16 protein-coding genes are annotated in these 18,681 nt (G+C 57.5%); 3 read left to right on the top strand and 13 right to left on the bottom strand.

Annotation, left to right across the window (positions count from 1 at the left end; translation table 11 throughout):
* Positions 1-26: 26 nt before the first annotated feature.
* The 8 genes from ACZ5FP_RS26065 to acnA all read right to left on the bottom strand — a co-directional run bounded on the left by ACZ5FP_RS26065 (position 27) and on the right by acnA (position 10,391).
* Complete coding sequence (locus ACZ5FP_RS26065) at positions 27-812, bottom strand: ABC transporter ATP-binding protein (RefSeq protein WP_464665377.1); 786 nt, start codon at positions 810-812, stop codon at positions 27-29.
* Positions 813-943: 131 nt separating this feature from the next.
* A complete protein-coding gene (locus ACZ5FP_RS26060; RefSeq protein ID WP_464665376.1) occupies positions 944-2,005 on the bottom strand; it encodes an ABC transporter substrate-binding protein in 1,062 nt (353 codons plus the stop codon).
* A gap of 41 nt (positions 2,006-2,046) precedes the next feature.
* A complete protein-coding gene (locus ACZ5FP_RS26055; RefSeq protein ID WP_464665375.1) occupies positions 2,047-2,781 on the bottom strand; it encodes a maleate cis-trans isomerase family protein in 735 nt (244 codons plus the stop codon).
* Between the two features lie 21 nt (positions 2,782-2,802).
* Positions 2,803-3,969, bottom strand: a complete 1,167-nt coding sequence (locus ACZ5FP_RS26050) for an FAD-dependent oxidoreductase (RefSeq protein ID WP_464665374.1) — start codon at positions 3,967-3,969, stop codon at positions 2,803-2,805.
* Positions 3,970-3,991: 22 nt separating this feature from the next.
* Positions 3,992-5,455: an aldehyde dehydrogenase gene (locus tag ACZ5FP_RS26045; RefSeq protein WP_464665409.1), complete on the bottom strand. Its 1,464-nt coding sequence runs from the start codon at positions 5,453-5,455 to the stop codon at positions 3,992-3,994.
* Between the two features lie 129 nt (positions 5,456-5,584).
* The gene (locus ACZ5FP_RS26040; protein WP_464665373.1) at positions 5,585-6,298 is read right to left on the bottom strand and encodes an isochorismatase family protein; all 714 of its coding nucleotides are present in this window, start codon (positions 6,296-6,298) and stop codon (positions 5,585-5,587) included.
* Positions 6,299-6,334: 36 nt separating this feature from the next.
* Positions 6,335-7,711, bottom strand: a complete 1,377-nt coding sequence (locus ACZ5FP_RS26035; protein WP_464665372.1) for a dihydroorotase — start codon at positions 7,709-7,711, stop codon at positions 6,335-6,337.
* Between the two features lie 4 nt (positions 7,712-7,715).
* Positions 7,716-10,391 carry an aconitate hydratase AcnA gene (gene acnA, locus ACZ5FP_RS26030; RefSeq protein WP_464665371.1) on the bottom strand — a complete coding sequence of 892 codons (2,676 nt, stop codon included), beginning with the start codon at positions 10,389-10,391 and terminating at the stop codon, positions 7,716-7,718.
* 213 nt (positions 10,392-10,604) lie between these two features.
* Here acnA and ACZ5FP_RS26025 point away from each other — a divergent pair, with 213 nt between their 5' ends.
* The 3 genes from ACZ5FP_RS26025 to ACZ5FP_RS26015 all read left to right on the top strand — a co-directional run bounded on the left by ACZ5FP_RS26025 (position 10,605) and on the right by ACZ5FP_RS26015 (position 12,912).
* On the top strand, positions 10,605-11,291 hold the full coding sequence (locus ACZ5FP_RS26025; protein WP_464665370.1) for a GntR family transcriptional regulator: 687 nt from the start codon (positions 10,605-10,607) through the stop codon (positions 11,289-11,291).
* 29 nt (positions 11,292-11,320) lie between these two features.
* Positions 11,321-12,232, top strand: a complete 912-nt coding sequence (locus ACZ5FP_RS26020) for an isocitrate lyase/PEP mutase family protein (protein WP_464665369.1) — start codon at positions 11,321-11,323, stop codon at positions 12,230-12,232.
* 137 nt (positions 12,233-12,369) lie between these two features.
* Positions 12,370-12,912, top strand: a complete 543-nt coding sequence (locus tag ACZ5FP_RS26015; RefSeq protein WP_464665368.1) for a hypothetical protein — start codon at positions 12,370-12,372, stop codon at positions 12,910-12,912.
* A 548-nt stretch (positions 12,913-13,460) separates the two neighbouring features.
* On the opposite strand, the gene ACZ5FP_RS26010 is transcribed toward ACZ5FP_RS26015, so the two are convergent.
* The 5 genes from ACZ5FP_RS26010 to ACZ5FP_RS25990 form a co-directional block, all read right to left on the bottom strand.
* Positions 13,461-13,670: a cold-shock protein gene (locus tag ACZ5FP_RS26010; RefSeq protein WP_464665367.1), complete on the bottom strand. Its 210-nt coding sequence runs from the start codon at positions 13,668-13,670 to the stop codon at positions 13,461-13,463.
* Positions 13,671-13,899: 229 nt separating this feature from the next.
* Positions 13,900-14,319, bottom strand: a complete 420-nt coding sequence (locus tag ACZ5FP_RS26005; protein ID WP_464665366.1) for a hypothetical protein — start codon at positions 14,317-14,319, stop codon at positions 13,900-13,902.
* A gap of 350 nt (positions 14,320-14,669) precedes the next feature.
* Positions 14,670-16,322 (bottom strand): OFA family MFS transporter, encoded by a 1,653-nt coding sequence (locus ACZ5FP_RS26000; RefSeq protein WP_464665365.1) that lies wholly within the window; start codon positions 16,320-16,322, stop codon positions 14,670-14,672.
* Positions 16,323-16,898: 576 nt separating this feature from the next.
* Positions 16,899-17,534, bottom strand: coding sequence for an HAD family hydrolase (locus tag ACZ5FP_RS25995; protein WP_464665364.1), 636 nt, complete (start codon positions 17,532-17,534; stop codon positions 16,899-16,901).
* Between the two features lie 347 nt (positions 17,535-17,881).
* Positions 17,882-18,460: a dihydrofolate reductase family protein gene (locus ACZ5FP_RS25990; protein ID WP_464665363.1), complete on the bottom strand. Its 579-nt coding sequence runs from the start codon at positions 18,458-18,460 to the stop codon at positions 17,882-17,884.
* Positions 18,461-18,681: the final 221 nt, after the last annotated feature.

The following is an 18,681-nucleotide window of genomic DNA, read 5'->3' as shown; positions in this document are numbered from 1 at the left end:
TGGGCTTGGTATGGTGGACCGACATGTCAGTCGATCATCGAACTGTCATTGAAGTGGCCGCGAATGCGGGCCAGCACGTCTCCGGCCCGCGAAAGATCACTTAACTTGCGTTCGCGCGGCAGCATCACCGGGATCACCTCGCTGATGCGGCCCGGCCGCGGGCTCATCACCACCACTCGATCTGCGAGGAATACAGCTTCCGGAATGGAATGGGTGACAAAGACCACGGTCTTACCGCTCCGCATCCAGATGCGCTGCAGTTCGGTGTTGAGAAACTCGCGCGTCATGGCGTCGAGTGCGCCAAACGGTTCGTCCATCAAAAGCACCTTCGGGTCACGCACCAGAGCGCGGCAGATACCGGCTCGCTGACGCATACCGCCCGAAAGCTCTCGCGGATATTTGTTTTCGAATCCTTTGAGGCCGATCATCTCCATTAGCTCTAAAGCACGTTCCGTGTACGTCTTGCGATCCAGCCGCATTAATTCCACCGGGAGAAGGATGTTCTGCAGGATCGTGCGCCAAGGCAAAAGCGTCGGTTCCTGGAAAACCACTCCGACCTCTGGCGCAGGCTTGATGATTGCCTTGTCGCCAAGACGCGCCTCACCGCCAAACCGACCTTCCAACCCCGCCAGTATTTTCAGAAGCGTGGTCTTGCCACACCCGGAAGGCCCAACCAACGCAATGAACTCTCCGTCAACAATGTCCAGATGAACCTTGTCGAGGGCCACCGTGACGTCGCCAGTGCGCGTGTGATATTGTTTGGTCAGCCCGTTGATCCGGATCAGCGGTGTGGAAATACTATTCATCGCCATGTCTTTCAGTCGATGTCTACGGCATTTGCGCTCAGGGTGCGAAAGAGACGTGCCGCAAAATGCGATCAAGGAGGAAAATGGAGCGGCCCCCCGGGACGTTTCCATCCCGGAACTGCTCCATGTCCGGTGTCTTACTTCTTCTCGACAATCGATTTTTCGTCGAAATCATAGATCTTCGGCATTAGCGAGCCGTCCCAGATCTGCGCCACCGTCAGCTTCTTGTCCGTTTGTCCGGTTTCGTGAGCAAAGCTGAGAACAGCATCCCAACGTTCAGCGGGCAAGTTGAGCCACTGACCCCAGCTCGCCGGATCCGCCTTGCCGGATGGAATTGAATCGCCCAACGCGATCTTCATGGCCGCTCCCGTATTCTTGGCATCCTGGCCGTTCGGGTCGCTCGCGCCAGCAAGCTGCGGGAATTCGGCAAAGGAAAGCTTCAGCGCGCTTTCCGGATAAAGCTTGGTGTAGATGATACCCTTATAGGCAGCGCGGGCAAAAGCTGCCAGTTCCGCCGGCTTATCCTTCAGCGTTTTGTCGCTCGTCACCATGGTCACGCTGAAGAGCTTGGTCATCTCGTCTGGGCGCTTCAAGAGATTGAGTTCGACGCCGTTCTGGCTCATCACAGTGAAGCTATCGGAATAGCTGTCGATGGCATCGACCTGATCGGCTTTGAGCGCGGCAGCAGCCCGCGCGCCCGCGCCGACCGGCACGATGGTCACGTCGGTTTCCTTGAGGCCGGCGAGCTTAAGATTGGCACGCAGGTCGGCATATGAGGCAGAAGCAAGGCTAATCACGCCGATACGCTTGCCCTTGAGATCGGTCAGCGACTTGATGGACGAGCTCTTAGGCACGCCGATGAAGTACGGCCACTGCACAGTAATGCCGGCGAAGGCCTTAAGCGCCACGCCCTTGTCGATGGCCGCAGCAATGCTGGCCGATGAGGCATAGCCGATATCGGCCGAACCAGAAGCAACCGCTTGAAGGGCCGCGGTTGAGCCATCGGTCTGCAGGATGGCCGGCCTCAGCTTTTCCTGATCGAAATAACCGAGCTGTTTCGGTACGGCGTAGGTGAATGTTTCCTCGCCGGCGGTGATGGTATTGCGCGCAAGCGCCAGTGTGAAATTGTTGTCGGCCGCCTGAGCGCCGGCCGCGATGGAAAGGCTAAACGCGAGAGCGCTGAGAATAGTGTGTTTCATGGCAGATGGTCCCCTTTTGGTTTCTTTGGGTTGGTATTTATTCATTTCAGCAGGGCCGGCGGCGTGACCGCCCGCATCCAGGAAGACGGCTCGCCCCAGTTCGCCGTCAGGCTCCATATGCTGCAAATGTTGGATGCAAGGACCGGAACCGCGATTTCGCGCCCAGTCGCGGCCAGCATATCGATGGTGCGCATTCCCGTGCCGCTCAGGATGATGGCGCCATCGGCCGCGGCATCCAAGCGCTTCAGCGCATTGCCTATCTCTTCCGGTGTTACGTGATAGGCAACGAGCTTGTCTTCGAATTGACTGACACTATGCACTCCATAGCCAGCATCTTCCCAATATCGGCAGGCAAGCTGGGTCTGATGGTTCGGATATGGCGACATCAGGCTCACCGTATTCACGCCAAGTCTCTTCAACGCCTTGTCGATGGCGATCGTGCCGGTTTCGACCGGAATACCTGCCTTGTCGGAGAGCCGATCACAGAGCTCGCGATCTCCCGTTGGCGACAGCCGGTATTGGGAACCGGTGAGCGCGATGGCGATAGCGTCGAGCTTGAGCGATCCAAAGCCCTTGATCATTTCAGGGAAACTGTCGACATAGCCGCGATTGCGGTCATCAAGATCACCTGGCAATACCGGTAGCCGCATAGTGTGCAAGGCGACATCGGCGGGCAGCAGGACCGGATATTCGATTTCAACCGTCGGATTGGCCGGAGGAACGACGCCACCGAAGCGGAACTTGGGAACGGGAAGCGGTGGAAGCTGAACAGTCATTGAAACGGGTACCTCAACTTTTTAAGGGCGCGTTGGGAGGGCGATCATGTCAAGCATGGCGGTCTGCGCCAGATAGGCGCTGGCCTTGGTCTTGTCCGACAAAAGGCCGTTGACCTTTGCGATCCAGGCCTTTTCCTGCGAGACCATTGTGTCAGTGCGCGGCAAAAGCTCGTCTCGGCTGACGCGATGACGCTCGGACGCCGTCCGGTCGAGCGCGTCTCGGTCGCCTTGGTCGAGCGCCTCAACCATGGCGTTTGCGATAGCGAAGCCGTCGTGGATGCCGCAGTTCATGTTCATGCCGCCGCGCGTATTGGTAAGATGCAGCGCATCGCCCGCAAGATAGACATTTCCAACTGAAGCGCTGGAAGCGAGGCATTTGCGAGCCGCATAGCAATCCTTGTCCACCACAGTCGGCATATAGAAATCGGGTATGAGCGCGCGCAGCCGCTCCAGTGCCCATTCGTCTGTGAGTGCCGTTTCTTCCGAAATCCCTTCCGGCACGCGCAGAATCACGCGCCAGTTATCCGGCATGTGTAAAAAACTGACAGAATGAGTTTTGCCGACCAGATAAGTCACCGGACCGATGTCCTTCACCACATCGCGGATGCTATCGTCGGTCCTGATCCGCAACTGAAAGCCTGGATAGGGAGAGCCGTCGAAGCGGATTCCTGCGGCTTGGCGCACGGCGCTGTGGGCGCCGTCCGCACCTAGCAGAAAACGGGCAGCGACGGTCTCTTCCCGTCCATTGCGGTTGATCGTGACCGAGATGCTATCGCTGCGATCCTGAAGGCTGGAACACCCGGCATTGAAGCTGAAATCGACATTTGGAAACGTACGCAACCGCTCCAACAGGATCGGTGTCAGCACCGACTGCTCCAGGTGCTTGCGGAACGGAAAAGGCGTTACATCCTCAAGCAGCTTGAACGTGAGCTCGCCCAGAATGCCGCCTTCGGTGGTGCGGTATTGCTGACGGTCAATATGGAGTGCCTGTCGGCTGAAGGCATCATACACGCCCACGCGATTGAGAATATCGAGCGTTGGCGCGTGGAAGGTGGAGGCCTTCGATACCTGGTTGAGTTCGTCGCGCTTTTCAAATACGCCAACTTTCAATCCCGCCTGGGCCAGAACAAGCGCCGACACAAGCCCAACTGGCCCGGCTCCTGCCACTACAACATCATAATCCAACATGTTCCGATCTTTCTGTTTGTTGTCAGCGACGGATGAACGGGTTCGGAATGTTGGTTTCCGTGGAAATCCAGACACTTTTCAACTCCATATATTCACGCATACCGGCGATACCGCATTCACGCCCGACACCGCTCATCTTGAAGCCGCCGAAAGGAGAGGTAACGCTGGTGGAGCGGTAATTGTTGATCCAGATCGTTCCGGCGCGCACGCGGTTGGACATGTTGATCGCCCTTCCAATGGATTGGGTCCAAATACCCGCGGCAAGTCCGAACTCAATATCGTTGGCGATCCGCACTGCATCGTCTTCGTCCGTGAAGCGGATGATTGAGAGGATCGGACCGAAGACCTCCTCCTGCGCGATGCGCATCTTGTTGTCGACCTCGATGAACACTGTCGGCTCAAAGAACAAGCCGTTCGGGCAGCCGGGGACATTGGCCGGCTTACCACCGAGCGCAAGTTTCGCGCCATCGGCAAGGGCAATGTCCACATAAGACTTCACCTTTTCGAATTGTGGCTTGGTCGAGATCGGTGCAATTTGCGATTCTGGATCGCCCGGATGGCCAAATTTGGCTTGCTTGACCATGTCCAGAAGACGGGCAACGAAGCCGTCATAAATGCTGTCCTGCACAAGAAGGCGGGAACCCGCGACACACGTCTGGCCGGAAGCCGCGAAAATACCGGCAATTGCGCCTTTCAGCGCGTTGTCCATGTCGGCATCCTCGAAAATGATGTTGGGTGACTTGCCGCCGAGTTCCAATGTCACCCGCTTCATGTGCTTGGCGGCCTTTTCGTTGATCATCCGACCCGCGATCGGACCGCCGGTGAAAGCGATGCGCTCCACGTGCGGGTGAGTGACGAGAGCATCACCTACTTCCGCGCCGAGCCCGGTCACAACATTGATAATGCCCTTAGGGACCCCTGCCTTATCAAAAATCTTCATCAGCTCGATCAGCGAAGCAGAGGTGAATTCCGATGGCTTCAAGACCACCGTGTTGCCAGCTGCAAGCGCCGGTGCGATCTTCATGCTGGCGAGAGGCAGCGGTGAGTTCCATGGCGTGATGCAAGCCACCACGCCGAGTGGCTCATATTTGGTGTAGTTGAGGACACCCGGCTTGTCTGTGGGGATGACCGACCCTTCGATCTTGTCTGCGAGGCCACCGTAATAGTAGTAATAATTCGCCATGTAGCGCATTTGCATCGACAATTCGGCGATGAGCTTGCCGTTGTCGCGTTGCTCGACATAAGCGAGCCAGTCGGCATTTTCCGTGACCAGATCGCCAATACGCCGCAACATCGCCCCGCGCTGACTTGGATTCATTTTTGGCCACTCGCCTTCGTTGAAGGCCCGATGCGCTGCTTTTGCCGCGCGGTCGACATCGCCCGACGTGCCACGCGTGATGCGCGCCCACACTTCGCCGGTCACCGGATCGACGGATTCGATGAGGTCGCGGCCGTCCGTGGCAGTGAATTCGCCATCGATATACATGCCGTAGAGACGCACGCCGTCCACGTCGATCTCGGTCTGCGGCAAAGTTGTTTCAGGTGGTGTGGGCGTGAAGGTTATGGTCATGGTTCATTTTCTCCCAATGATGGGGATGTCTTGTTGAAGGCAAAATCAGTCGCGCTTCGGCAGATCACGTAGGTAATCAGCGACTTCACCGGTTGGGATGACGTCTGCGTACTTGCAATTGAGATCGAACAGGTTAATGGCGTGGCTCGCCTCGAAGCGGTCGAATGCGGTTTCTTCTGGAATGACCACTTTGAAATTAAATGAATAGGCGTCGACGGTGGTGGCGCGCAGGCAACCGGAAGTCGTGCAGCCGACGAGGATCAGTGTGTCGACATCGAGGAAATTGAGCTGACTCATGAAGGTCGTGCCGAAGAAGCAGGACGGCTTCTGTTTGGAAATCAGCATGTCTTGCGGGCGCGGCGCGAGTGGCCCCACAGTACGGGTATCATGGGTTCCAGCGATCACAGTTCTCTCACCGCCGCGATGGTTTTTGGCAACTTGCACACCGCTGTCCAGGAGATCGGGACGCCGGCCACTTTCGGTGTAGAAGATCGGTAGGTTCTTCTCGCGCGCCAGTTCCAAAAGCGGAACAATATGCTCAACCGCCGCCCAGGCCTCGCGACCGCAATGAGTGCGATACTGCTTCAGTCCGTCCAGGATGTCCTGTGGGGTATCACCGCAGAAATTATACTGGACGTCGATGATGAAGAGCGCCGGCCGCTTGCCAAACCCACCGCGTTTTCCATAGCCGGCGGCTTTGAAAACCTGCTTGTCGCGCTCGGTCAGAAAGCGATCCCATATTCTCGTGTTCTCAGTCATCCTACAGCCTATGCGGTTTTGAAAGTTGCGAATGGGTCAAGCGTAGCGGTTGAGATAGCGGCCCCAGGGTGCTTCGCGCGGTTTGTCGGTGATCTTGCCGTCGAGCATGACGGTATGGCCTCGCACCAAAGTGCGCACCGGCCAACCTCTCAGCGTCATGCCCTGGTAGGGCGAATAGTCGGAAAAGGACTCAGAGACGGCATGATCGACCGTGCGTTCAAGGTCGGGATCTACAATCAGCAGATCGGCGTCCTTACCGACCGCGATGCTACCTTTTGAGGGCATGTTATAGATCTTAGCCGCATTTGCTGACGTCAGTTCGACGACGCGCTCGAGCGGCAGCCCGCGGCGATGATACCCCTCATGCAGCATTAACGGCAGTAGCAGTCCGGAACCAGGGAACCCGGCGCTGGCGCTCCAGATGTCCTTATCCTTGGTTTCCCGCTTGCGCGCTACGTGATCGGAACCAATGGTCGTAACGGAACCGTCGAAAACCCCTTCCCACAAGGTTTCGATATCGGCCTTGCTGCGCACTGGAGGGTTGACCTTTGCGAGGCTCCCCGCTCGCCACTCGTCGTCCATGATCAGATAGTGTGGGCAGGTTTCAACATAGATCGGCGGTCCAAGACGACGTTTGCGCATCTGGCGCTGCTGGCGCACGATTTCCAGCGACTCGCTGCTACTCATGTGCACGATATTGACCGGGGTATTCGTCTGCGCCGCGAAATAGCAGACGCGAAACACATTTTCCGCCTCGAGAAAGCCGGGGCTTTGTTCGTTCCATGCCTTGAGATCGTTGCGACCAGCGGCCTTTAACGCGGGGCGGAGCGCCGGAATAACCTCAACATTCTCACAGTGCACGCCCATCACCGCGCCGGGAATAGCGGCAGTCGCCTTGAGTGCGGTGTAAAGCAGCGCGTCATCGATCTCAGTGAAGCCCTTGGCGGCCCCGGCGGCACCCTTGTACATCAGATAGAGCTTGAAGGAGGAGACGCCGAATTGGCGCGCCACCTCGTCGAGCGTCTCGACATGCAGCTGGCTGGTCAGTCCGAAATGCAGACCGAAATCGATACAGCTTTGCGTTTCCGCGCGTCCCTTTACCATTGGAAAAGATTCACGCAGATCCTTAGAACGGTGGAATGACAAAATAGTTGTCGTGCCGCCCAGCGCCGCCGCGCGCGATTCGGTCTGGAAATCGGTTTCGGGGTTACCGAAGTCGAAATGCACATGCGGGTCGACCACGCCAGGCAACAACCATAAGCCCTGACAATCGATGGTTTCGCCCGCACTCAGATCATCGGCCTTGTCAGCGATGATCGCAATGCGGCCATCTTTCACTCCGACCACGCCAGGGATCAATCCGCCGCCCGGCAGAGCCAATTTCGCATTTTTGAGAACCAGATCAAGTGTCATCGCCTTATCCATTATTGCCGCGCCCTGAAGGCGAAAAATCTGTTAGGACCCGCCGGAGTATGCCACCCGCCGCCAGAAGCCGGCGCTCGGCCTCCGTGAGGAGTTGTGGCTTAGCTTCGAAAACGACGGCCCCCTTGTCGCTGGTCGCCGTCACCTGAACCGCTGTGCCGCTACGCACAGCATCCATGATGCCTTGGAAGGAGAAGTTCTCACTCCCGTCGAGCCCAAGCTGACGCCAGCCTTCGCCCGGCAGGAAAGTCAGGGGCAATATGCCCATGCCGACCAGATTAGCGCGATGGATGCGCTCAAAGCTTTCAGCAATCACAGCGCACACACCAAGAAGTGCGGTGCCCTTGGCCGCCCAATCCCGGCTCGATCCGGTGCCGTATTCTTTCCCGCCCAGCACGATCGTCGCGACGCCTTCCCGCTGATAACGCTCGGCTGCCTCGAAGATCGTTGTAACTTCGCCATCTGGGAAATGTCGGGTGAAGCCCCCTTCCACATCCTGCGTCAGTGCATTTTTGATGCGGATGTTCGCGAATGTCCCGCGCTTCATAACCTCGAAATTGCCGCGCCGTCCAACATAGGTGTTGAAGTCCGTTTGCGCGATACCTGCAGCTTTCAGGTATTCTCCAGCAGGTGTATCCAGTGGAATTTCACCGCTCGGCGAAATATGGTCCGTTGTCAGCGAATCCCCGAAAGCGGCGAGTACTCGCGCTTGGTCGAGCCTCTTCACCAGGTCAACAACCGGGTCGCACTCTGTAGCGTCTTTAAAGAAGGGCGGTTCGACGAGGTAATGCGAATGGCGGTCCCAAGGGAAGAGTTGACCGTCCGCCGCGTCAAGCGCGCGCCATGCGGCCGCGCCAGCGGCTTGATGGCCGTAGACTGCTGAAAACAGACCCGGGTCGCTCGCCACGGATAAAAGCGCCTCGATCTCCTCGCAAGAGGGCCAGAGATCGCGTGCATAAACCGGCGCGCCGTTGGCGCCGTAACCGACTGGCTCCTGGTCGAAATCGATGTCGATGCGTCCGGCCAGGGCATAAAGCACGACAAGCGGCGGCGCACCGATATAATTGGCGCGAACGAGCTTGTGAATGCGCCCCTCAAAGTTGCGATTGCCCGACAGTACGGCGGCGGCCACCAGACCGCGGCGCTCGATAGCGTTCGCCACTTCGTGTGGAAGGGGACCGGACTTGCCGCCACACGTCGTACAGCCGTAGCCGATAACGTTAAAGCCGAGTTCTTCGAGGAAAGACAGCAGCCCTGCCTTTTCCAGATAGCTTGTGACCACGCGGGACCCGGGCGCCATCGAGGTTTTGACCCACGCGGGAACTGTGAGGCCGTGCTCTACCGCCCGGCGCGCAACGAGGCCGGCGGCTATCATGACGGTGGGGTTGGAGGTATTGGTACATGAGGTGATCGCCGCAAGCGCAATGCTGCCGTGACCGGGCAGTGCATCGTTTGTATCGGAGTCCGTAAGTTCGGCACCAAAGCCATTCTGCAAGAGCGGTAAGGCCAGTTTCTCACGAAAATCGTCCGCGACGCGGTTGAGTGGCAAGCGATCTTGCGGGCGTCGAGGACCGGCAAGGCTCGGCGTGGCCTCAGAAAGATCGATGTTGATGATACGGTCGTAGCCGGGGCATTCAGCGGCATCTGCGCGCCATAGATGATTGGCCTTACAATAGGCCTCGACCAGATTGATGTGGCTTTCGCTGCGGCCGGTCTGACGCAGATAGACCAGACTCTGAGCGTCAACCGGAAAGAAGCCGCACGTGGCACCATACTCGGGAGCCATATTGGCAATGGTGGCGCGCTCAGGCACAGTCAGATGTGAGACCGCCGAACCGAAATATTCCACCATGCAACCAGCAACACCGGCTTCGCGCAGCCTCTGCGTGACGAGAAGAGCGGCGTCCGTCGTCATGGCGGGCGGACGAATGCGGCCTGAAAGTCGGACACCGACGACCTGCGGACGCGGGAAGATATAGGCCTGACCCAGCATCGCCGCTTCGGCATCCATCCCGCCGACGCCCCAGCCGAGAACGCCGAGGCCTCCGACCATCGGCGTATGGGAATCGCCGCCTATTACGAAATCCGGGAAAGCCCAGTCGTCGCCATTCAGATTTTCCAACGCAACCACGGTTGCAATGCTCTCGATATTAACCTGATGGATAATGCCGGTGCCCGGCGGATGGATGCGCAGTCGACCAAATGCCTGTTGGGCCCATTTTAGGAAGGTGTATCGCTCAGCGTTCCGCTCCAGTTCGCACGCAAGATTTCGCCGCTCAGCTTCGGCGTCGCCCCAAAAATCAACCTGCAACGAATGATCAACAATCAGATCAACAGGGACAAGCGCATCGACCCCACAGACGTCACCGCCGGCACGATGGACGGCGCTGCGCAGGGCAGCGAGATCCTGCAACGCCGGCAAGCCGCTCGAATCCGGCAAAATGACTCGGCTCACATAAAGCGGGAGTTCCGCCTCTCCGCATTCATTCAATAGAGCGGAGACATCTGCATCAGATACCGGGCGCCCCAACAGCCGGCTACGATAGAGATTTTCAAGCAGGATGCGGTGGACATAAGGCAGGCTTCTGATGGATCGGCCGTCGGCTTCCGCGGCTTGTGCCACGTCCGCATAACGGATCGAGCGCCCCATCCATTGAAATTCCTGCTGCATTGCCTTCGTTCCCTGCGGCTCTTGTCCGTCGTTGTCCAATTAAGCGATGCAGTTGCTAAAATGTCAACACTTTATATCGCTTTAATTTGTAATAGCCGATAAATCGTCAAATAGTGTTGACACTATGACGATATGCGCCTAAAGAGTTGACACTTTCACCCAATCAACCCATGGTGGCTGCAGTGCTGAAGGGAATTTGAGGAACCTATGACCATGAGCGTTCAATTCGAAGCAGCAGTCAGCGAGGCGGGAACGCCGCGCTCCGACATGGTCTATCAGGCAATCCTGGACGCGATCTACCAAGGCCGCCTGCCTCCTGGCAGTGTCGTCAATGAGGCGACGCTCGCACAAGAATTCGGCGTCAGTCGCGGCCCGGTACGCGAGGCGATCCGTCGCCTGCAGGGTGTTCAGCTCATCACTCGCGAGCCTTACATCAAGTCCCGCGTTGTTACCTTGAACGCGACGACCGCGCGCGAGCTTTTCGAATTGCGTATGGCGCTCGAGGGCATGGCTTGCAATATCGATGCGCGACGCATGACTGATATGGAGATCGACGCATTGATCTCCGAACTGGAGCGAAGCCGCAATAGCTATGCTGCAAACGCCACAGCGGAAAAAGGCGTCTTCGACTTCCACGAGAGGATCGTGCTCGCCTGCGGCAACGCCCGGATAATCAACCTCCTGTGCGGGGACCTCTATCACCTGTTACGAATCTATCGCCGTCATTCCGGCGCAGTCGTCGAGCGCAAGGAGGAGGCCTATGATGAGCACTGGCAAATCCTGCGAGCCATCAAGGCACGCGATCCACAATTAGCAGAATCATTGATGCGCTCACATGTGCGGAGGGCGGCGCGCAATCTGTTTGATCATCTCGACGGCGAGAATCTTCCCGACATCTGACCCATTGCTAGACTTGGAGTGCAGCCTTTATGACCACAGGTGCCAAAAAATTCCGCGAGATCTTGAGATCGGGAGAGTTCATCATCTCACCCGGCGTCTATGACGGCTATTCGATCCGCCTCGTCGAAGACGCCGGCTTTAAAACCGCCTGTACCAGCGGCGCGGCAATTTCTAACGCTTTGCTCGGCATCGCCGATATTGGGGTCATGGGGCTAACGGAAAACGTCAACCATTGCCGCAACCTTGCGCGTTCCGTATCGATTCCGCTGACCGCGGATGCTGATAACGGCTACGGCAATCCTGTCAACGTTTATCACACTGTCAAAATGTTCGAGGAGGCCGGCGTCGCCGGCGTCAATCTCGAAGACCAGGTCAGCCCCAAACGCTGCGGCCATATGCCCGGCAAGGCCGTCGTGACGCCGGCCGAAATGGTCAAGAAGATCGAGGCGTCCTGTTTGGCGCGTCGTGACGACGATTTCGCCATTATTGCGCGCACCGATTCCTTGGCGATTGAGGGGATAGAAGGCGCCGTTACACGCGCTCGGGCCTACGCCAAAGCGGGTGCCGATATGATCTTTCCCGATGCCGTTCGCAACGAGGATGATATCAAGCGTATCGTTGATGCTGCGGGCATTCCTGTAACTATCAACATGGGCTTCGGCATCCGGCATCGGCCCACAACCCCCCTCATTCCGCTGCCACGCCTCAAGGAAATAGGTGTGCGGCGCGTTAGCCTGCCGCGGATGCTGCCCGCAGCGGCCATCCATGCGATGACAACAGCGCTCTCCATCATGCGGGAAGTCGCCGAAACCGGGCTGCCCGTCAATCGGGAAGATCTCTTGGTCAGCATCGAGGACATCATGAAGGTGATGGACTATGAGGAAATGCGGGCACTTGAGGCCAAGCTAACCACCTTCGATGTCGACGCCGCGTTTGGATAGTTCCCACCTCCTCGGCAATCGTTCCCTCAGGTCCGTTGCCGAAGCTTTTTCCGCAGCGGACAGGTCTATGTTGAATCCACGTGATGGGATGTACTAAACTCGCCTCGTCCGTAAATGATGAGAAAGCGAGTCAAGCCATGTGGAACCTCAGCGCTCCCTATAAGCTGACTATTCAAGAGGTCACCGTCGATACGTCGCACAACCCGGCACAGTTGAACGTGCGCTACGAGGGCCAAAATGCCTCGGCGGTAATCAGCCAGTCCCTCGACGGTGTCGGCGTTCCCGAGCTGATGAAGGCATGCGAAACCATCGCTGGCCGAATCTTTCACGACGAATTCCGTCTGAACAATGCGGTGGAGATGACTTTCACCCTGCGCGACGAGCAGGGACTGTCCCTCCGGCACACACAACCTGCCCTCTACATTCAGTGCCCGCTGACGATGTCTATGAAGTGGTCCTGCCTTCACCTCAGCAATACCTACAAGACCATGACCACGCTTGGTTTAATCGAACTCCCCTCTACTGTTCCACTAAACGGGGATCGTATCGCCGTGAACAGGACCGCACGTGTCATAATGGATTCTATGGCCAACGGTGTAGAATTCATGGGCAGCTTGATGCGGATGCGCAGCACACTGGATCACGAAGCAGCTAAATCCGCGGCGATCAGCCTTCCCTAGAGCAAACGAGCGGAGCTATACTGCCTTTACCCGTTGGTCGTTTCGGAATGTTTTGTTGCCCGTCGGCTTTCAGGGAGCCGCAACATCATTTTACGTGCGCGTGCTCGCTAGCATTCAACATGATGTTCCCAATGGGCTGTATGATTTGTTGTTCTGATATCTTATAATGAATGGTACCTTGATCGGTTCTAATGCCCAAATCAGAGTTCACATGAAACCTGCGAAACCATTTGTCGTTGAAATAAAACGCAACGGTCGGCGAATTGTCGCCCAGGATCGACAACCGCTTTGGGACGCTCAATTGCTCAAATCGGCAACTGATGCTGTCGAGGATAGTCAAAAGACGGATGCTCCCAGCACCGCATCGACCAAGATCAAACGACCTGCAGATCGATAGCACGCAGCGATGTGTGCTCTTCTCCCAACTATCAAGAATCCTTGCCGCACAGTTTTCGTTCACAAAATTCAATTTAATAATAAGCCGGACTTACGTCCGACCTATTTATTTGCCCGAAACCGACCATCATCAATAGGTGAGCTGCGTAGAATTACTGGGTGCTCAGCTTGTCGGCAGACGCTTTACCTGTCTTACGATCCTGCACGAGCTCGTAATTGATCTTTTGGCCATCATTGAGTGAACGCAATCCAGCCCTCTCGACGGCAGAAACATGTACGAATACATCTGCCCCTCCGTCATCAGGTTGAATGAAGCCAAAGCCCTTTGTCGAATTGAACCATTTAACGGTACCTGTAGCCATCGTGTATCCTCCGCATGGCAAAACACTCTTCATCGCGCATGTAGCCCGATGCTCTTCTGCTGATTTCCGGGAAACAACCGGCCTTCAAAGGGTTGGTGCGCGACAACAATCCAACGATCCAAAAACTCAGCGCAGTTATCATAAGATCAGTTTATCACTTCATCAATCCGCTGGCGGCGAACTCGCCTTGGCACGTCTGCATGCGATTGGAAGGTATCTCCCCGAACAACTAGTCTTCGGCGTCACTCCTCTCGTCCGGTATGGCGGATTTCTCGTGCGCGCCAACCGACTGTTCGTGATCAGCGCTCTGGGCAGGCTCACCTGTATCTCCAATCGGAGCATTCGACGCTTTGCTTGGTTCCTCGTTCTGCAAGACACGCAACTTGTTGGTAGCAGCAGTAGAAAGATTGGACCAGATATCAGCGAGCCTGTCGGCTGCACGACGGTAAGACTCATCGACCTCCTCCAGCTTCATCATTTGCAGCACCTGATCAAAATCCAATGCGCCCTTGTTGATAACCGCAAGCAGCCGCGATGCTTGATCAGCTTGAAGACCGGGCCGCTCCAGCGCGTTGGGAACTTCTTTTACCAGTCGCTGCATCAAGTCAGCGTGGCCTTTCAGTCTTGGAAGCCAGTCGAAACTCATCATCCGCCTCGATCACAAAGTTTCAGCTCTACCCGACACTATAGATGATGGAAGGCTCCTCCACCATCAACACCTCAATGATCATAACCGAGAGCTTACTCAATGAATTTGCCAGAACGCATTAGCGACTACTATTCGCCGACTGGACGGCATCGAGAACATGGTCAAGGATCTCGACGCCGTCCAGTCGTTGGCGCGTCATACCGGGACGGTCATATCCATGACCTCTCTTTGCATGGAGATCCACAGGATGCTTGTCTCGTCAGGTCTCGGCGCGGCCGACAACGCTGCACTCATGCTGATTTTACGACGGCCCACGAGCATAAAAGGTTAAGCAGAAGCTATTCTCGATATCAGAACAATGCGGCAGTACTCTTGAGCGTATTCCAGATACCCCACAGGATCGGGATGCCCACGGCCGCCCAGGCGAGCAGCGCTTTGCCATCAAGGCCACCCCTGCCAATACCGAAGGAGCCGGTCGGGCCAGTCTGCGCGGCCGCGGATTTAGCCTGCAGCGCCGTCACTTCCTCATCCAACATGAACCACTTGTCGGCGAGCGGCTTGACCCTTGAATTGGCGATTAGGCCAAGCACCAGCATGCTGGCAAGGATGTACATCGTGAAGTCGTACACCTGTGCCCGCGGCACACCGGCCGCGAGTTGGAACTCGCGGATGTAGTTCACAAGCACCGGGCCGAGGATGCCCGCCGTCGCCCAGGCGGTCAGCAGTCTGCCGTGAATGGCGCCCACGAACTGTGTGCCGAAGATGTCCGCCAGATAGGCTGGCACAGTCGCAAAGCCACCGCCATACATCGACAGGATCACACAGAAGATGCCGACGAATAGAAGCTGATTGCCGGAATGTGCCGCCGTCGGGGCCAGAGCATAGAGTACGATGCCAAGCATAAAGAACGTGTAGTAGGTATTCTTGCGGCCAATTTTGTCGGACGCCGAAGCCCATAAAAAGCGCCCCCCGATGTTAAACAGCGAGAGAAGCCCGGCGAATCCGGCCGCGATCGCGGCGATTGCCGCCTTTTGCTCAGGCGAAAGATCATTGAAGGCGAGTTCCGGGTGACCGAGCAGCCGCCCACCAAAGATTTCCTGAAGCATCGGCGACGCCATGCCGATCACACCAATACCGGCCGAAACATTGAGGCACAGGACAAGCCAAATCATCCAGAATTGCCTGGTCTTGTGGGCATCGCGCAAATGCACGTGGCGCGTGGTGATCATCGACGTCTTGGCGGCGGCCGGCGGCGTCCAGCCTTCCGGCCGCCAGCCCGCGGGCGGAATGCGGTAGCCGAACGCTCCGCACATCATGAACAAAAAATAGATGCAGGCCATGACGATGAAAGTCTGCCACACGCCGGCCGTATCCGGAGTCTTGAAGAGGCCCATCAGAAGATTCGCCAAAGGCGCGCCGATCATCGCACCGCCCCCGAATCCCATGATTGCCATGCCTGTGGCCATGCCACGCCGGTCTGGGAACCATTTGATAAGCGTGGAAACCGGCGAGATATAGCCGAGACCGAGGCCAACCCCGCCAATGACGCCCGCGCCGAGCCACATCAGCCACAGCTGGTGGAAAATGACGCCGACCGCAGCGATCAACATGCCGCCGCACCAGCAGCACGCCGCCACGACGGCAGCCTTGCGCGGGCCGACCGTCTCAAGCCAGCCGCCCCAGATCGCTGCAGAGCAGCCGAGCAAAACGAAGAACAGCGTGTAGATCCAGCCAAGGTCGGACACACGCCAGTTGCAGCTTGTGGTGAACAGCATAGAGATAAGATTCAGGTCGGTGCATCCCGCCGGTTGTTCTGGGCCGAACAGTTGCGACAAGGGCAGCCAGAATACGCTGAAGCCGTAGGCCATGCCGATGCAAAGGTGGATCGCCAATGCGGCTGGCGGCACGAGCCATCGATTGAACCCTGGCTCGGCGATAATTCTTTCTCGATCCAGGACACCGGCCCCGGTTGGCCGGTCAAGCACATCAGCGTCAGTCGTCATGGCAATCCTCCCTCGTGTTTGCCGCCCCACGGCAGCAGTCCGTTTCACGGCAATGCAGATGCGGGTGGGTTGGCTCGGGGACCGCCCTCAAAGTCCTTGGCGCAAATCGGCCCACGCGCGGCCCTCCACTCTTGTCAACTTAAGCAAGCAAAAGGCGTGCCAGTTTAAACATTCAGAAATATCAATGAGTTGGGCGCCCTCCCATATTGACCAATGACAGCATGTCCACGATTGCCCGGACAGGCTGTCCCTCTGGTCCATACGGACGTCGGGAGGCTTCGCAGAAAAGGAAAGCTTGGGAAATCGAGACAGTTCTTGGAACGTGACGGCCAACCGCATTGAACTGGCGCGCAAACCGGCGCCGAGTGTGGCTTCCAACACCAAGCGGTAATTTCCGGGATCGGCCGCGGAAAACGAATATCGTCAGGCGAGCGATCGCTGGCCGAGAACAGGTTGGCAGCTGTTGCGCCGGCAGAATCGCCGCCTTAGGAGGTTGTGCAAATTGATGTGTATGCCAAGGCCTTGTCGAACTTAGTCTTACCCGGGCTTTCGTCGGCGGTCACGTCGATCGGCTGGCTAAGTTAGTCCAAGCAGTGCCCGTGCCTCATCCGCGCTATTGGCGACGAGCGCCCCAGCGGGGCCCGTCGTTGACGCTTCCGGCCAGAAGATAGTGCGCATGCCCGCAGCGAGCCCCGCCGACGCACCGGTAAAACTGTCTTCCATCACGGTCGCATCAGCCGGATCGATTTCGGCCAGCCACGCCGCGCGCAGGAACGGCTCGGGATCGGGCTTGCCTGCTCGAACGTCATTGCGGCTCACGGTTATCAGGCCGGGATATTGCAGGCCGACTGCACGCAGATTGGCGTCGACGATCAGCCGGTCGGAGTTCGATACCACCGCTTGCTGGACGCCAAGCGCTTTCAACTCGCGGAACATCTCAAGAGCGGCTGGCCGTGGCCCCAAAGTGCTGGCGTGTGGCAGATAGTGTTCGTATTTGCGCACGATCCACTCGTCGAACGGCAAGGCCAGCCCGAAATCGTCACGCAGCATCTGGTAGACCGGCCGCGCCGCCCGTCCGAGCACGCGCTCATGCAGATCGGGCGGCGGCGTTATGCTCAAACTGCGCAGCGCGGATGCCAACGCCGCGGCATGCAGCGGCTCGCTATCGACCAGCGTGCCATCCATGTCCCAAAATACTGCTTTCGGCGTCATCGGATTGTCCTGGGTTCGTTGCGTGGGACTCTACGAATGGTCATAAGGTGTTTGAACCGCGAAATAAACCGCAGTTCCAAAGTATCGGCAATGCTGTCACGCGTGACGGCCATATTGTCCCTCCATGGTTTGAATTCAATCATCTCCTGCGGTGTAAGGGCGTCCGGGAATGGCGAAGATGGAGACAGCCCGGTCTTCACCTACAGCCCGCCCAGGGCATTAACAGCAAAGGCCAAAACACCCATATTGAAGACGAACGCAGCCATACAATGTACTGGGTCGCATACTCATTAATTTTGTTGCCGCAGAGAAAGCCTCGCCCACGGTTGTGAAAATCTGGCTATGAGCTATTCCTGCCTTGCGACTTTCGTCAAAGAGCGCCGGTAGTGCATAGCAACAACGCCGTTGCGGAGCGGCTTCGCCGAAACCAATTCGAGCTGGCGCGCGCTCGGCAAGCCGCTCTCGTACAGAGTGGGGCCGTGGCCGACGATCCTGGGGTGAACGAGGAACTTGTACTCGTCGATCAAACCCAGCCGATCTAGCTCAGCCGCGAGCTTGCCGCTGCCGAGGAGCACGCCCGCCGGGGTCGCCCCCTTGAGATTCTGCACGCATGTTCGCAGATCACCGGCGATGTGGTGGCTATTGTTCCACGGGAAGTTGTTTCGCGTTGACGACACCACGTACTTCGGCTTGGCATCCAGCTTAACCGCCCACTCGCGCATCGGCGGCGGTACCTCCGCTTCGCCGCGGGCGACCACTGGCCAGTAGCTCTCCATCATCTCGTAGGTGACGCGGCCCCACAGCATCGCCCCGCTCTCGTCCATGAGGCGAGTGAAGAAGGCGTGTGTCTCGTTGTCGGCGATTCCTTCTTGGTGGTCGACACAGCCGTCTAAGGTGACGTTGGTGCTGAAGATCAGTAGTCCCATGCGACAAGCATACAATCTTCCGATACCGTAGTCACGCGGTTCAGCTGAGGCTGTTGCCGGCCGCAGAACAGCCACTCTAGGTCGCATGTCCATAAGCGATAGGCAAATCGGCTGAAAACTGATTCAAACTCCGAACGGAGTTTACCATGGCCCACGGACGTTATGATCTGGCTGAGTTTAAGTGGAATGTGATCAAGCCGCTTTTGCCAAACAAGGCGCGG

It is taken from the genome of Phyllobacterium sp. T2-21 (genome assembly GCF_055378485.1).
The sequence above is the reverse complement of the archived record's forward strand: the minus strand, read 5'-3'. Positions and strand labels throughout refer to the sequence as shown.

Excerpts from the sequence above, each read along its gene's own strand:
- ACZ5FP_RS26015 (WP_464665368.1), top strand. The coding sequence starts at position 12,370 with ATGTGGAACCTCAGCGCTCCCTATAAGCTGACTATTCAAGAGGTCACC.
- ACZ5FP_RS26025 (WP_464665370.1), top strand. The coding sequence starts at position 10,605 with ATGAGCGTTCAATTCGAAGCAGCAGTCAGCGAGGCGGGAACGCCGCGC.
- acnA (WP_464665371.1), bottom strand. The coding sequence starts at position 10,391 with ATGCAGCAGGAATTTCAATGGATGGGGCGCTCGATCCGTTATGCGGAC.
- ACZ5FP_RS26065 (WP_464665377.1), bottom strand. The coding sequence starts at position 812 with ATGGCGATGAATAGTATTTCCACACCGCTGATCCGGATCAACGGGCTG.
- ACZ5FP_RS25995 (WP_464665364.1), bottom strand. The coding sequence starts at position 17,534 with ATGACGCCGAAAGCAGTATTTTGGGACATGGATGGCACGCTGGTCGAT.
- ACZ5FP_RS26050 (WP_464665374.1), bottom strand. The coding sequence starts at position 3,969 with ATGTTGGATTATGATGTTGTAGTGGCAGGAGCCGGGCCAGTTGGGCTT.
- ACZ5FP_RS26035 (WP_464665372.1), bottom strand. The coding sequence starts at position 7,711 with ATGACACTTGATCTGGTTCTCAAAAATGCGAAATTGGCTCTGCCGGGC.
- ACZ5FP_RS26010 (WP_464665367.1), bottom strand. The coding sequence starts at position 13,670 with ATGGCTACAGGTACCGTTAAATGGTTCAATTCGACAAAGGGCTTTGGC.
- ACZ5FP_RS26000 (WP_464665365.1), bottom strand. The coding sequence starts at position 16,322 with ATGACGACTGACGCTGATGTGCTTGACCGGCCAACCGGGGCCGGTGTC.
- ACZ5FP_RS26020 (WP_464665369.1), top strand. The coding sequence starts at position 11,321 with ATGACCACAGGTGCCAAAAAATTCCGCGAGATCTTGAGATCGGGAGAG.
- ACZ5FP_RS26055 (WP_464665375.1), bottom strand. The coding sequence starts at position 2,781 with ATGACTGTTCAGCTTCCACCGCTTCCCGTTCCCAAGTTCCGCTTCGGT.
- ACZ5FP_RS25990 (WP_464665363.1), bottom strand. The coding sequence starts at position 18,460 with ATGGGACTACTGATCTTCAGCACCAACGTCACCTTAGACGGCTGTGTC.
- ACZ5FP_RS26045 (WP_464665409.1), bottom strand. The coding sequence starts at position 5,455 with ATGTATATCGATGGCGAATTCACTGCCACGGACGGCCGCGACCTCATC.
- ACZ5FP_RS26060 (WP_464665376.1), bottom strand. The coding sequence starts at position 2,005 with ATGAAACACACTATTCTCAGCGCTCTCGCGTTTAGCCTTTCCATCGCG.
- ACZ5FP_RS26005 (WP_464665366.1), bottom strand. The coding sequence starts at position 14,319 with ATGATGAGTTTCGACTGGCTTCCAAGACTGAAAGGCCACGCTGACTTG.
- ACZ5FP_RS26040 (WP_464665373.1), bottom strand. The coding sequence starts at position 6,298 with ATGACTGAGAACACGAGAATATGGGATCGCTTTCTGACCGAGCGCGAC.